Below are 14,707 nucleotides of genomic sequence, written 5' to 3'. Positions count from 1 at the left end.
AAGACGCAGTGGTTGAGTGGGCTCTACTACGCTGATTTCATCAGCTTTTACAGCCCTACTCAACTGTGCGGAGGTGGGACGACGAAATCGAATTCTAACGAATTACCGATTTCTGTCCCACTCTCTTATTTTTTATCTCATTGTCACAAATTCTTCGGATCCGGTTGGGTGAATGGCGACAGTTGCATCGAAATCGGCTTTTGTCGCTCCCATCTTGATAGCAACTGCAAATCCTTGGATCATTTCATCGACTCCGTAGCCAAGACCATGAAGGCCAACGACCTTTTCTTCGGGACCGGCAGTGATGAGTTTAAATTTTGCTTGCTGGCGGTGTTGGGTTACAGCAGTGTACATGGAAGCAAATTGAGAAGTATAGACTTTGATATTCTCTTTACCATAAGTTTGCTGGGCTTCTTCCTCCGTTAGGCCAACGGTTCCGATAGCCGGGTGAGAAAAGACAACAGTCGGGATGTTTGTATAATCTATTTTGGCATTGACTTTTCCATTGAATAGTCGTTCAGAAAGAGTGCGTCCAGCTTTTATAGCGACAGGAGTTAATTCTTTTTCTCCTGTGACATCCCCAAGAGCATAGATTCCTGGAATAACTGTATTCTGGTATTCATCCACTGCAATGAATCCTTTTTCATTTAAGGTGACGCCTGCAGCTTCTAGATTGAGATCCTGGACATTTGGTTTTCGTCCTGTTGCCCAGATAACATGATCTGCCACGTGGCTGGTCATATCTTCAAAATAAATCTTCACACGACCATCTTCTAATTTTTCAAGCTTCATGGGAACCTTGTGTTTGTGAAGCGGAAGGTTTTGTTTTTCCATTTCTTCCATTAAGCCATCGACAATGTAGGAATCAAACTTTCTTAATGGACGATCACCGCGAACGAAGAGATCGGTTTGAACACCAAGGGCATGGAGCACACCGGCTAGTTCCACTGCGATGTAGCCAGCTCCAATAATGGCAACAGATGTAGGAAGTTCTTCCCAAGCAAAGACATCATCAGAAGTTTCGCCAAATTCAGCTCCAGGAACAGAAGGAATAAAGGGATGGGCACCGGTCGCAATTACGATATGCTTGGCCTTAATGGTTTCTCCATTTACCTCAACCGTATGAGCATCCACAAAACGGGCACGTCCTTCAATTCGTTCAACCCCATTGCGTTTGAAACTGCCATCATAGGAATTACGGGAACGGTCAATATAGGCTTCACGATTTTTTCTTAAGGTTGCAAAATCAAATTTTGTCTGTTCAGAAGTAAATCCATAGTCTGGTCCATAATCGCGAATTGCTTCTGCAATTTGTGCACCATACCACATAATCTTTTTAGGCACACATCCTCTGTTGACACAGGTGCCACCCAATTGTTTTTCTTCAATGACAGCAGCGCGCGCTCCGTACTCTCCAGCCCGGTTCATCGTAGCGATTCCTCCACTACCTCCACCGATTGAAATAATATCAAATTCTTTCATGTTTTCCTCCTAAATGGGACTTCAGTTTGATTGTAATATTAACTGTTACAAAAGTCAAGGGTTTAGCATGTTACCAAGCATTTAAATTTCATGTTGCCGTGTCAATTTTAGATAGAAAAGTAAGGAAATATGGTATACTATGGTATAGAATAAAACGCTTTCTTTGATGGAGAAAAACGATGAAGAAATTGAAAAAATGGCAACTATTTGCAGCTGCAGGTGCAGCTATTGCGGTGATTGGAACAGGAAGTGTGATGGTGTTTTCGCACCCAAGTACTCCTGATCAAGCAATCACGAAAGAAACTCCAATGGTGCAAACGGTCAAGGATGGATCGATCGCTTCTTCGGTCTTGTTAACTGGGAAAGTCACTGCCAACCAGGAACAGTATGTCTATTTTGATGGAACCAAAGGGGATTTGCAGTCGATTTTGGTCAATGTAGGAGATCAAGTAACAGCCGGTCAGCCGATTGTTCAGTATAGCAGTACAGAGGCCCAAACCGCTTATGATGCAGCCGTTCGTGCTGTCAATAAGGCAGATCGTCAGTTAAATGATTTACTGACAAATGGTGTGACCATTGATACGACAGGAGATGAAGAAGCAGATGCCAAATCAGCTTCGCAGACCCAACGAACAGTCGATTCTCAAGCTAGCGATTTACGAGATGCTAAGTCAGATGCGGTCGATAATATGAACAAGGCTAAGGCTCTTCTGGATGCGACAACAGTTAGGAGTAATACAGATGGTACCGTGGTCGAAGTCAATAAAGATGTTTCAAAATCGACTACAGGGACCAACCAAACTTTGGTTCACATTGTGAGCAACGGAAATTTACAAGTCAAAGGGGAATTGTCTGAATACAATTTGGCCAATATCTCTGAAGGTCAGGAAGTGGTCCTCACTTCCAAGGTATATCCGGATAAAACCTGGACAGGAAAGATTTCTTATGTAGCCAACTATCCGACCGACGCGGGTCAAACAGGTGCCAATGCAGCAGGTGGAACACAAGGAAGCGGTGGAGCCAAGTACCCATTTACAGTGGATATTACCAGTGAGATTGGAGAACTCAAACAAGGCTTTTCTGTCAATATTGAAGTCAAAAGTTCTACTCAACATCCCCTTGTTCCCGTGACAAGTGTCATGGCTGATGGGGATACGAGTTATGTATGGACGGTCGAAAATGGCAAGGCTAAGAAAGTAAAAGTGACGCTTGGTAACGCCGATGCTGAAAACCAGGAAATCTTGTCAGGCTTGAAGAAAGATGCTCAAGTTATTGTGAATCCTAATGAGAAACTGGAAGATGGAAAAGAGATCGGAAAATATGACAAAATTGATTGAACTAAAAGGAATCAATAAAACCTATAAAAATGGGGATCAGGAACTTCGTGTCTTAAAAGACATCGATTTAGAAGTCGAAGAGGGAGAATTTGTGGCCATTATGGGTCCATCTGGCTCAGGAAAATCGACCTTGATGAACGTCATTGGCTTGTTGGATCGCCCGACCAGTGGAGAGTATTTTCTAGAAGGTCAGGAGGTTGGAAATCTCAGTGAGAAAAAATTAGCACGTGTTCGTAATGAACAGATCGGTTTTGTCTTTCAACAATTCTTTCTTCTCTCTAAACTCAATGCCTTTCAAAATGTAGAACTGCCTCTCATTTATGCGGGGGTTCATCCTGCTAAACGGAAGGAATTAGCTGAGCAGTACCTTGAAAAGGTAGAGCTCCATTCTCGCATGCACCATTTGCCTTCAGAGCTCTCAGGGGGTCAAAAACAGCGGGTTGCGATTGCTCGAGCCCTTGTCAATCAGCCAGCCATCGTCTTAGCAGATGAGCCGACTGGAGCCCTAGATACCAAGACGGGGGAGCAAATAATGGACTTGTTAACCAAGCTAAACCAAGAAGGAAAAACCATTATCATGGTTACGCACGAGCCAGAAATTGCAGCCTTTGCGCATCGTCGCATTGTCATTCGTGATGGAGTGATCTCCTCAGATAGCAGGCTGGAAAGGGGGACCTAATGCAAAATTGGAAATTTGCAATCAGCTCGATTATGAGCCATAAATTACGGTCTTTCTTGACCATGGTGGGGATCATTATAGGAGTTGCCTCTGTTGTTGTCATCATGGCACTGGGAGATGGTATGAAGGCTGGTGTCACCAAGACCTTCACCAAAGACCAAGAGTATGTACAAATCTCTTATTCTCCGAACAAGAGTGGCTATGTGACAGGAATCAATATTGGCCCTTCTGATGATACTGGAGAAGGAGAAGGCGGAGGCGAAAGTGGCCCTGCAGCTGAAGACCGAGGGATGGCTGCTCCATCGGATATCGATGGGGAAAACGCTGAAGATGTTGATGGTCAAGTCCAAGAAGCACCACCAGTTGTGCAAGAATCTTGGGTTAAGGAATTAACCAAGATTCAAGGCATCGATGGTTACTATGTTAGCAATACCTCCAATGCAACCATTGCTTTTCAAAAGAAAAAAGCAGACGGTGTGAACATCCAAGGGGTAAATGAAACCTATTTTTCTGTCAAAAAGGTTGAGCTCTTATCTGGGCGAAAATTAACTCCTTCAGACTATAGTAATTTCTCCCGGGTGGTGCTCCTTGATGAAGGATTGGCCCAACAATTATTTGGAACGGAGAATCCACTGAATCAGGTGGTCTCTGTTGGAGACAACAATTATCGCGTCGTTGGTATTTTCAAGGATCCAAATGCCGGGACAGCCCTCTATGGAGCTTCTTCAGGTGGAAGTGCCTTGATGGCCAATACCCAGCTGGCTTCTGAATTTGGAACAGACGAGATTCAGAACATTGTCGTTCACGTTCCAAATGTGAAAGAAATCAAATCTGTTGGGATCGAAGCTGCTCAAAAGCTAACGGAGCTTTCAGGTGTTCGACAAGGAGAATTCCAAATCTTTAATTTGGATAGCATCCTAGAGGAAACCAATAAAGTAGTAGGAATTATGACGACAGTGATTGGTGCCATTGCTGGGATTTCCCTCTTAGTTGGTGGCATTGGAGTCATGAATATCATGTTGGTTTCTGTTACTGAGCGGACGAGAGAAATTGGTCTTCGCAAGGCTTTGGGAGCAACTCGGGGTAAGATTCTGGTTCAATTTTTGATTGAGTCGATGGTCTTAACCATCATTGGTGGACTGATTGGACTTGGCCTTGCTTATGGTGTGAATAGCTTGATTACTACACTCGCAGCAGCTTCCCTAGAAGGACCACCGATTATTTCCTTAAATGTCGCCATCGGCAGTATTATTTTCTCTGCTTTTGTAGGCATCATCTTTGGAATTTTACCAGCGAATAAGGCTTCTAAGTTAAACCCGATCGAAGCACTGCGTTATGAATAAAAAAATAGGAGCGGGTCAGGATGAATGGTTTAAGATTCTCCACGCTCCTTTTTGATGCTGTTTTGGAATAGCTTGTCGAAACCTTGTCTTATACAGGTCAAACTATTTGGACAGTCAACGACGGTCTTCCGATGTTTTTGAGTATTCATTCAAGAAGCTGCATTTTTTCTTCCATCTTATTTTTGTTTAATTGGTAAATATTAGTGAATTTCTGGCCTAAATATGATAGAATAGGGGAGAATAACTTAGGAGGTTCCAAATGACTACTGAACATATGGAAGAATTGAATGACCAGCAGATTGTCCGTCGTGAGAAAATGGCGGCCCTTCGTGAACAAGGAATCGATCCATTTGGGAAACGATTCGAACGCACTGCAAATTCAGGTCAATTAAAAGAAAAATATTCAGAATTAGATAAAGAACAACTCCACGAATTGAACGAAACAGCAATTATTGCCGGTCGTCTCGTAACCAAACGTGGAAAAGGAAAGGTTGGCTTTGCCCACCTTCAAGACCGTGAAGGTCAAATTCAGATCTACGTTCGTAAGGACGCTGTTGGAGAAGAAAACTACGAAATCTTCAAAAAAGCAGACCTTGGTGATTTCCTTGGTGTTGAAGGGGAAATCATGCGCACAGACATGGGTGAACTTTCGATTAAAGCAACTTATATCACTCACTTGTCAAAAGCCCTTCGTCCTTTGCCTGAAAAATTCCACGGACTTTCAGACGTTGAAACCATCTATCGTAAACGTTATTTGGATTTGATTTCAAACCGTGAAAGCTTCGAACGCTTTGTAACCCGTTCAAAAATCATCTCTGAAATCCGTCGTTATTTAGATGGTCAAGGATTCCTTGAAGTGGAAACACCAGTGCTTCACAATGAAGCTGGGGGTGCGGCTGCCAAACCATTTATCACTCATCACAATGCACAAAACATTGACATGGTGCTTCGTATCGCGACTGAGCTCCACTTGAAACGTTTGATTGTTGGTGGGATGGAACGCGTTTATGAAATCGGACGGATCTTCCGTAACGAAGGAATGGATGCTACTCACAACCCTGAATTTACTTCGATCGAAGTCTACCAAGCTTACGCTGACTTCCACGATATCATGGACTTAACAGAAGGCATTATCCAACATGCTGCGAAAGCGGTCCATGGTGATGGTCCAATTGACTATCAAGGAACAGAAATCAAAATCAACGAACCATTCAAACGGGTTCACATGGTTGATGCGATTAAAGAAATCACAGGTGTTGACTTCTGGAAAGACATGACCTTTGAAGAAGCTGTAGCACTTGCAAACGAAAAACATGTACCAGTTGAAAAACACTACACAGAAGTGGGACAAATTATCAATGCCTTCTTCGAAGAATTCGTTGAAGAAACCTTAACACAACCAACTTTTGTTTACGGTCACCCAGTAGCAGTGTCCCCATTGGCTAAGAAAAATCCAGAAGATCCACGCTTCACTGACCGTTTCGAACTCTTCATCATGACCAAAGAGTATGCGAATGCCTTCACCGAATTGAATGATCCGATCGATCAATTGCAACGTTTTGAAGCACAAGCGCGTGCCAAAGAATTGGGAGATGACGAAGCTACAGGCATTGACTATGACTATGTTGAAGCCCTTGAATATGGTATGCCACCAACAGGTGGACTTGGAATTGGTATTGACCGTCTCGTTATGTTGTTGACAAATGTAACAACAATTCGTGACGTCCTTCTCTTCCCAACTATGAAATAAGCTAAAAGAAAACACTGATCGCAAGATCAGTGTTTTTTAGTCTTCCATATAAGAGGTGTCGTTCCAAGTGTCTAAGTGATAGTGCTCAAAATCATCTGTTGTCAGAATCGTCACGCTGGCATTATCTAGTCCGCCATTTTTGCGAAGTTCTCCTGTGTCATAACCAAGCAAGGTTCGAATAGAAGCTGTCAAATTAGCCCCATGTCCAACGATGAGAACGGTATCGAGCTCTTTTCCTTTCAGGCTTTTTACAAAATCACAGGTACGTTTGGTCGTTTCATAGACAGATTCTGCATCAAAGATTTCATTTTGAAAGCGGGCTAGGTTATGGCGAAAGGCATCCATTTGTTGGGGATAGATAGCTGAAATAGTAGAAATTTTAGCTCCTTCCAATTTTCCCAAATTCCATTCACGAAGAGCAGGCGTTGCTTGCAATTCTAGAGGTGTTTCCAATTGATCGAGGAGGATCTGTGCGGTATGGACTGTTCGTGGTAGATCACTTGCAAAGGCTGCATCAAAAGGAACAGTAGCCAGGTGCTTTCCTAATTTTTCAAGCTGATGAATAGAGGCTGGTAACAGCGGAGAATCGCCATTTGATCCCTGAAAACGTCCTTCTTCATTCCATTCTGTCCGTCCGTGTCGAATAAAATATAGTTTCACAATCTTGTCTCCTTCTCTGTCATTATTCTAAAATATCTGCAAAAGTCGCTTGTACGAAGTCTGCTAGAAGTTGTGGTTTGATTTGAATACTATGGCCGATTTCCCCAGCAGATACGATCATGGTTTCTAACTGAAGGGCTGATTCATCGATAAAGATTGGGAAAGAATGCTTTTGACGAATGCCCACCGGATTATTGGCCCCATGAATATAACCAGTTGTTTTTTCGAGATCCTTTTGAGGAATCATAGCCACTTTCTTATTGCCCGATAATTTGGCCAATTTTTTCTCTGAAAGATGCTCCGTGATAGGAATGATCCCAATCACAGGCCCTGTTTTATCTCCTTTGAGAGCTAGGGTTTTGAAAATAGTAGAGCGATCAATCCCTTCTGGTAAGATCCCTTCTAAAGCGTTGATTTGTAAGCCTACGTGCTCAATTTTTGCTTTAGTCAAGATCTGCTCGACTAAGGTTTTTTTCACTTTATTTTTTTTTGCCATGGCTTTCTCCTTTTCTCTTTTTCTCTACAAAATCAGATTTCATTAGACCATTATAACATATAATAGCGACGATATTGTCTTCTCCTTAAAAATAGAAAACAGCAGAAAAAGTGAAAACCACTTGATCTGCTGTTTTAAGGCTATGAGGAAGAGCCATCTTTTTGTACCTTGAAAAGTTTCCGATAAATCGCTTCTTGGTCTTGCGTCGGAGCAATTTGGTTGAGATCCAAGTAGTGTGAGAATCCATTTAATTGCCCTTGAGAGGTATATTGATGCAAGTCGTATTCCGTGTTGGTATCTGGCGCGGCATTATAGTAGCCATCATCAAATCCATAAGTAGGAATCCAAAGAGCCGTAAATTTATCAGTGGAGATACTATGTTCTTCCATGAAGTAGGTTCCGATATAGAGTCCAATATTTTTTGCACCCAAAGCTTGTAGTTTTGCTCGGAAAGCTTCAACGCCTGCATTCATATCCTTCATGGTTTTTTCCTCAACGTCTAACCAATAGTAGGTCGGTTTGTAAGGAGAAGCAGCCTTGTAAAATTCCTCTGCTTCTTTTTCCATTTCTTTTTTATCCTTAGCAGCGACATAAGCATAGACTGCGACAGGGATATTTCGTTTTTGGAATTCTTGGATATGGGTTTTAAAAGATTTATCCAGACCATTTAAGTAGGTTGCTGCATTTTCCTTTTTAGCTTGAGCCCCACTATGGACACGAACGATCACACCTCCCACATTTTGGGAGAGGACATCGTAATCAATTTCACTAGGCAATTGCCAGCCTGAGATATCAATGATCGGGCGGCCAACCAGTTCTGGATTGATGTCTTCTTCTTTTTTAGAAGAAGAGCTTGCAGTAGTTGTTTTTCGAGGTGTATTGGAGTTCGGAATGGTTTTAGTTGTTTCTTGTCGCTCTCTGGCTTGAAGATCGGCAATCGTTCGTGAAAGAACGAGAAAAGAAATGATACCGATAAAAAAGACTAAGAGAACAACGGGTTTTATCCTTTTTCTCATACAGAAACATTTTACCGTAAAAAAAACGAAAAGGCAAAACTTAATGCTTAAAAGATGCTGATTTCAGCTATTATTTTCAAAAAAAAGGAATCTTTTCATCGAAAAAGGATAAAAATATATGAAAATAAGAAGAATGATCAGAATATTTCTTGAAAATAGGGAAGAAGCCGAATCTTTTCTGGCCTTTCCTTGGTTTTGCTTCTTAAAAATGATATAATGAAGGTTGAACATTAGGAATATGGTGAATTATGAAAATTGAAAAAAGACATCTTTTAAATTATTCCATCCTCATTCCCTATTTGATTTTATCCATCATTGGCTTGATTGTTGTCTATTCGACAACAAGTGCCTTGGCAATTCAAAGTGGAGTGAGTTCGATTCGGATGGTCCGGACACAGGGGCTCTTTTTTATCCTAAGTCTCCTAACCATCGCCTTGATTTATAAATTTAGCTTAAAGTTTCTTCGAAATAAAAAAGTGCTGGCTTTTGTCATTTTTATTGAAGTGATTTTGTTGATTCTGTCTAGGTTTATCACAGATACCGTCAATGGAGCTCACGGTTGGTTGACGATTCCTGGAGGGTTTAGTATCCAGCCGGCAGAATACCTCAAGGTGATCTTAGTCTGGTATCTAGCCTTGATCTTTTCTAAACGACAAGACGAGATACGCGATTATGATTATCAAGCCTTGACCCATAATGAATGGATTCCAAGGAATTTAAACGATTGGCGTTGGCTGACCTTGATTCTGATTGGAATCGTTGTGATTATGCCGGACTTGGGAAATGCGACGATCTTGGCCTTAACGGTCTTGATCATGATTACGGCTAGTGGAGTGGGCTACCGTTGGTTTACCTCTTTACTTGGTTTAGTTGTTGGAGTATCGTCCATTGTCCTTGGTTCAATATGGATCATCGGTGTGGACCGTGTCGCTAAAATTCCAGTCTTTGGTTATGTAGCCAAACGTTTTAGTGCCTTCTTTAATCCCTTCAATGACTTGTCTGGCGCAGGTCACCAATTAGCTAATTCCTACTATGCCATGAGCAACGGTGGTTGGTTTGGCTTGGGACTTGGAAATTCCATTGAAAAACAAGGTTACTTACCAGAAGCGCACACAGATTTTGTGTTTGCGATTGTGATTGAAGAATTAGGTTTTGTTGGAGCTAGCTTGATCCTTGCTCTCCTATTCTTCTTAATCCTTCGGATCATTTTAGTCGGTATTCGAGCAAAGAATCCTTTTAATTCAATGATGGCCATTGGGATCGGTGGGATGATCTTAGTGCAAACCTTCATTAACATCGGAGGAATTTCTGGTTTGATTCCGTCTACAGGAGTGACCTTCCCCTTCTTATCCCAAGGGGGAAATAGTTTATGGGTCTTATCCGTAGCGATTGCTTTCGTTTTGAATATCGACGCTAGTGAAAAACGGGCCAAGATGGAACAAGAAGGCATGGTTTTTGAAGAAAAAGGTAAAATCAAACCTTATTATTAAAAGGGAATTGTTGAATGGCTATTCAAAAAGGAGAAAAAATGGTCTTACAAAAATTAGAGAACTTCACAAATAAAGATATTATCAAAGAAGAAGCCGAAATCTTAACCAATTTATTAGATGATATTACGAAAAATTTGGTTCGTCCGGAAACCTTTGATAAAATTAGGCAGTTGAAGGATCTATCAAAAACACAGAACTATCGTGAGTTAAATCAAATAGTGGAACAATTGACAAATGAAGAAATGACAGTGATTTCACGTTATTTTGCCATTTTACCACTCTTGATTAACATCTCAGAAGATGTCGATTTGGCCTATGAAATCAATCATTTGAATAACGTGGATGGTGATTACCTCGGAAAACTTTCTTCAACCATTAAAGAAGTTGCGAAGAATGAAGATGCCCAAGAAATTCTTGAAAATCTCAACATTGTACCGGTTTTAACAGCCCATCCAACTCAAGTGCAAAGAAAGACTATGCTGGATCTGACCAATCATATCCATGCTCTTCTTCGTCAACACCGGGATGTTAAAGCGGGATTGATTAATGAAAACAAGTGGTATAATAACCTTCGTTGTAATATTGAAATCATGATGCAAACGGATATGATTCGTGACAAAAAATTGAAGGTGACAAATGAGATCACCAATGTCATGGAATATTACAATAGCTCCTTTTTACAAGCTGTTCCAAACCTTATGCTGGAATACAAACGCTTGGCAAAAGAGCATGGATTAGAACTCGAACAACCACGTCCGATTACAATGGGAATGTGGATTGGGGGAGACCGGGACGGAAATCCTTTTGTAACTGCTGAGACCTTGAAACGTTCAGCAACCATTCAAAGTGAAGTCATTTTGAACTATTACATCGAAAAGATCTCTAAATTATACCGTCATTTCTCACTTTCAACGAGTCTTTCTAAAACAAGTGAAGCAGTAGCTGAAATGGCAGCCCTATCAAGTGATACATCTGTCTTTCGTGAAAAAGAACCATACCGTCGTGCTTTCCACTATATCCAGTCAAAATTGATCCAAACCTTGGTCAACTTAAAAGAATGGACGATGGTTGGGGAAACTAGAGAAGATCGTTATGCTGTCGAGAGGTTATTAGGAGCAAACGCTCATCAACAAGGGCCAGTTTCTGATTATATCGGCAATCGTATCTCTGGAGCTTTAAAGAAAATTTCTGAGAAAGATGCTCCAGCTTATGCCTCTGCTCAAGAATTCAAAGAAGACCTTGAAAAGATCAAAGATTCCTTGTTAGAAAACAAATCAGAGTATTTAATTTCTGGTGAGTTAGCAGAACTTCTAGAAGCCATCGATGTTTTCGGATTCTATCTGGCCTCTATTGATATGCGCCAGGATTCTAGTGTGCATGAAGCCTGTGTAGCAGAATTATTGAAATCAGCAGGGATTAATGACCATTATTCTGATTTATCAGAGGATGAAAAGTGTCAGGTTCTCTTGAAAGAACTCTTAGAAGACCCACGGATTTTATCAGCCACCCATGCTGAAAAATCTGAACTGCTTGAAAAAGAACTAGCAATTTTCCAAACGGCCCGTGAATTGAAGGATCGTTTAGGAGAAGAAGTCATTCGTCAAAACATCATTTCTCATGCAACAAGTGTGTCAGATATGTTGGAATTGGCTGTGATGTTGAAAGAAGTGGGCTTAGTTGATACTGAAAAAGCTCGCGTGCAAATCGTACCTTTGTTTGAAACAATCGAAGATTTGGATCATTCAGAAGAAACTATGAGAAGCTACTTGTCTCTTCCAATTGCCAAACGTTGGATTGCTTCTAAGAACAACTATCAAGAAATTATGTTAGGTTACTCGGATTCTAACAAGGATGGTGGCTACTTGTCTTCTTGTTGGACCCTCTTTAAAGCCCAACAACAATTGACCGCTATCGGAGATGAGTTTGGAGTGAAGATTACCTTCTTCCATGGACGTGGTGGTACCGTTGGACGTGGTGGAGGTCCAACCTATGAAGCCATCACGTCTCAACCGTTGAAATCTATTAATGACCGTATCCGCTTAACGGAGCAAGGGGAAGTGATCGGCAATAAATACGGGAACAAAGATGCCGCCTACTACAACCTTGAGATGCTTGTTTCTGCAACTATTAACCGCATGATTTCAGAACAAAAGAGTCCATTTTCTATGTTTGATCGTTTCGGGGAAGTCATGGATAAAGTCGTGAATCGCAGTTACGATATCTATCGTGATTTGGTCTTTGGAAATGAGCACTTCTATGATTACTTCTTTGAATCAAGTCCGATCAAAGCTATTTCTAGCTTTAATATTGGTTCACGTCCTGCTGCTCGTAAGACCATTACAGAAATCGGTGGTTTGCGTGCTATCCCATGGGTCTTCTCATGGTCACAAAGTCGGGTGATGTTCCCTGGTTGGTACGGAGTAGGTTCTAGCTTTAAGGAATTTATCGATGAGGATCCTGAGAATATCGAAACCCTTCGATACATGTATAAAAACTGGCCTTTCTTCCAATCTCTCTTGTCAAATGTGGACATGGTCTTATCCAAAGCCAACATGGATATTGCCTTTGAGTACGCTCAATTGTGTGAAGAAGAAGAAGTTCGCAATATCTATCAGATTATCTTACATGAATGGCAATTGACCAAGGACATCATCTTGATGATTGAGGAACAAGACGAGTTGCTCGCGGAGAACCCTTATCTGAAAGAAAGTTTGGACTATCGGATGCCGTACTTTAACGTCTTGAACTATATTCAGTTAGAACTGATTCGACGTCAACGGACCGGCCAATTACCAGCCGATCAAGACAAGCTAATCCATATTACGATCAATGGAGTGGCTACAGGATTACGTAATTCAGGTTAAAAAAATCGGAACGACTGTTCCGATTTTTTTATTCCCTGAACCCAAAGGAGCAAAAGGTACAGAAAGGCTTAAATAGCAGATTTTAAATGAGAATTTTCAAAGCTAGATCAGGATCTTTCAGCAAGCTGATAAAATAAAAGAAAAGAAGAGGAATAATTAAGAAAATATAGGTAAAAGGCTTGCAATTTTATCTAAAATTCGATAGAATAGTAAGGAAAGTTAGACTGTATTGCCTACTGTCTATCTATAAAATATATTTTATTGGAGGCTTTTACTCAAATGGCAAAAGAAAAATACGATCGTAGTAAACCGCACGTTAACATCGGTACAATCGGACACGTTGACCACGGTAAAACTACCCTAACTGCAGCAATCACAACTGTTTTGGCACGTCGCTTGCCTTCATCAGTTAACCAACCTAAAGACTATGCGTCTATCGATGCTGCTCCAGAAGAACGCGAACGCGGTATCACCATCAACACTGCACACGTTGAGTACGAAACTGCTAAACGTCACTACGCTCACATCGACGCTCCAGGACACGCGGACTACGTTAAAAACATGATCACTGGTGCCGCTCAAATGGACGGAGCTATCCTTGTAGTAGCTTCAACTGACGGGCCAATGCCACAAACACGTGAACACATCCTTCTTTCACGTCAGGTTGGTGTTAAACACTTGATCGTCTTCATGAACAAAGTTGACTTGGTTGACGATGAAGAATTGCTTGAATTGGTTGAAATGGAAATCCGTGACCTTCTTTCAGAATACGATTTCCCAGGTGATGACCTTCCAGTTATCCAAGGTTCAGCTCTTAAAGCTCTTGAAGGTGACTCTAAATATGAAGACATCATCATGGAATTGATGGATACTGTTGATGAGTACATCCCAGAACCAGAACGCGATACTGACAAACCATTGCTTCTTCCAGTCGAAGACGTATTCTCAATCACTGGACGTGGTACAGTTGCTTCAGGACGTATCGACCGTGGTGTTGTTCGTGTCAACGACGAAATCGAAATCGTTGGTATCAAAGACGAAATCCAAAAAGCAGTTGTTACTGGTGTTGAAATGTTCCGTAAACAACTTGACGAAGGTCTTGCAGGGGATAACGTTGGTGTGCTTCTTCGTGGTATCCAACGTGATGAAATCGAACGTGGACAAGTTATCGCTAAACCAGGTTCAATCAACCCACACACTAAATTCAAAGGTGAAGTTTACATCCTTACTAAAGAAGAAGGTGGACGTCATACTCCATTCTTCAACAACTACCGTCCACAGTTCTACTTCCGTACAACTGACGTAACTGGATCTATCGAACTTCCAGCTGGAACTGAAATGGTAATGCCTGGTGATAACGTGACTATCGACGTTGAGTTGATCCACCCAATCGCCGTTGAACAAGGTACTACATTCTCAATCCGTGAAGGTGGACGTACTGTTGGTTCAGGTATGGTTACTGAAATCGAAGCTTAATTCGATCTAGTTCCCAGATTAACAATTATATAGACAGACAGAAAACCCCGTGAAGACGGGGTTTTTATTTTGGTAAAAAGTAAAATGAGCTTGTGCAACCTTTCATTATGACGA

Annotated in this window: 11 protein-coding genes; 7 read left to right on the top strand and 4 right to left on the bottom strand. The window is 41.4% G+C overall.

The window, feature by feature from the left end; all coding sequences use genetic code 11:
• Window positions 1-132: 132 nt before the first annotated feature.
• Window positions 133-1,482, bottom strand: a complete 1,350-nt coding sequence (gorA, locus tag PCY11_RS09810; RefSeq protein WP_070466298.1) for a glutathione-disulfide reductase — start codon at window positions 1,480-1,482, stop codon at window positions 133-135.
• 179 nt (window positions 1,483-1,661) lie between these two features.
• Between gorA and PCY11_RS09805 the strand changes: the two genes are divergently transcribed.
• From PCY11_RS09805 to lysS, 4 genes are all read left to right on the top strand, one after another.
• Window positions 1,662-2,819 carry an efflux RND transporter periplasmic adaptor subunit gene (locus tag PCY11_RS09805; RefSeq protein WP_070466297.1) on the top strand — a complete coding sequence of 386 codons (1,158 nt, stop codon included), beginning with the start codon at window positions 1,662-1,664 and terminating at the stop codon, window positions 2,817-2,819.
• Window positions 2,803-3,498: an ABC transporter ATP-binding protein gene (locus PCY11_RS09800; RefSeq protein WP_070466295.1), complete on the top strand. Its 696-nt coding sequence runs from the start codon at window positions 2,803-2,805 to the stop codon at window positions 3,496-3,498. Before PCY11_RS09805 ends, PCY11_RS09800 begins: the two co-directional genes overlap by 17 nt.
• The gene (locus tag PCY11_RS09795; RefSeq protein WP_070846016.1) at window positions 3,498-4,841 is read left to right on the top strand and encodes an ABC transporter permease; all 1,344 of its coding nucleotides are present in this window, start codon (window positions 3,498-3,500) and stop codon (window positions 4,839-4,841) included. Before PCY11_RS09800 ends, PCY11_RS09795 begins: the two co-directional genes overlap by 1 nt.
• 259 nt (window positions 4,842-5,100) lie before the next feature.
• The gene (gene lysS / locus PCY11_RS09790; RefSeq protein WP_070846018.1) at window positions 5,101-6,591 is read left to right on the top strand and encodes a lysine--tRNA ligase; all 1,491 of its coding nucleotides are present in this window, start codon (window positions 5,101-5,103) and stop codon (window positions 6,589-6,591) included.
• 36 nt (window positions 6,592-6,627) lie between these two features.
• Here the strand turns inward: lysS and PCY11_RS09785 are convergent, their stop codons facing one another.
• From PCY11_RS09785 to PCY11_RS09775, 3 genes are all read right to left on the bottom strand, one after another.
• The gene (locus tag PCY11_RS09785) at window positions 6,628-7,251 is read right to left on the bottom strand and encodes a histidine phosphatase family protein (RefSeq protein WP_031574000.1); all 624 of its coding nucleotides are present in this window, start codon (window positions 7,249-7,251) and stop codon (window positions 6,628-6,630) included.
• A gap of 22 nt (window positions 7,252-7,273) precedes the next feature.
• On the bottom strand, window positions 7,274-7,747 hold the full coding sequence (locus tag PCY11_RS09780) for an aminoacyl-tRNA deacylase (RefSeq protein WP_024055351.1): 474 nt from the start codon (window positions 7,745-7,747) through the stop codon (window positions 7,274-7,276).
• 140 nt (window positions 7,748-7,887) lie between these two features.
• Window positions 7,888-8,763: a GH25 family lysozyme gene (locus PCY11_RS09775; RefSeq protein ID WP_049472442.1), complete on the bottom strand. Its 876-nt coding sequence runs from the start codon at window positions 8,761-8,763 to the stop codon at window positions 7,888-7,890.
• 248 nt (window positions 8,764-9,011) lie between these two features.
• Here PCY11_RS09775 and PCY11_RS09770 point away from each other — a divergent pair, with 248 nt between their 5' ends.
• From PCY11_RS09770 to tuf, 3 genes are all read left to right on the top strand, one after another.
• The gene (locus PCY11_RS09770; RefSeq protein WP_070466291.1) at window positions 9,012-10,253 is read left to right on the top strand and encodes an FtsW/RodA/SpoVE family cell cycle protein; all 1,242 of its coding nucleotides are present in this window, start codon (window positions 9,012-9,014) and stop codon (window positions 10,251-10,253) included.
• A gap of 38 nt (window positions 10,254-10,291) precedes the next feature.
• Window positions 10,292-13,117 (top strand): phosphoenolpyruvate carboxylase, encoded by a 2,826-nt coding sequence (gene ppc / locus PCY11_RS09765; RefSeq protein ID WP_070466713.1) that lies wholly within the window; start codon window positions 10,292-10,294, stop codon window positions 13,115-13,117.
• A 279-nt stretch (window positions 13,118-13,396) separates the two neighbouring features.
• On the top strand, window positions 13,397-14,593 hold the full coding sequence (gene tuf, locus PCY11_RS09760; RefSeq protein WP_003008055.1) for an elongation factor Tu: 1,197 nt from the start codon (window positions 13,397-13,399) through the stop codon (window positions 14,591-14,593).
• Window positions 14,594-14,707: the final 114 nt, after the last annotated feature.

This window comes from Streptococcus sp. SP8 (assembly GCF_030440045.1).
GTDB classification, from domain to species: domain Bacteria; phylum Bacillota; class Bacilli; order Lactobacillales; family Streptococcaceae; genus Streptococcus; species Streptococcus parasanguinis_I.
The sequence above is the reverse complement of the archived record's forward strand: the minus strand, read 5'-3'. Positions and strand labels throughout refer to the sequence as shown.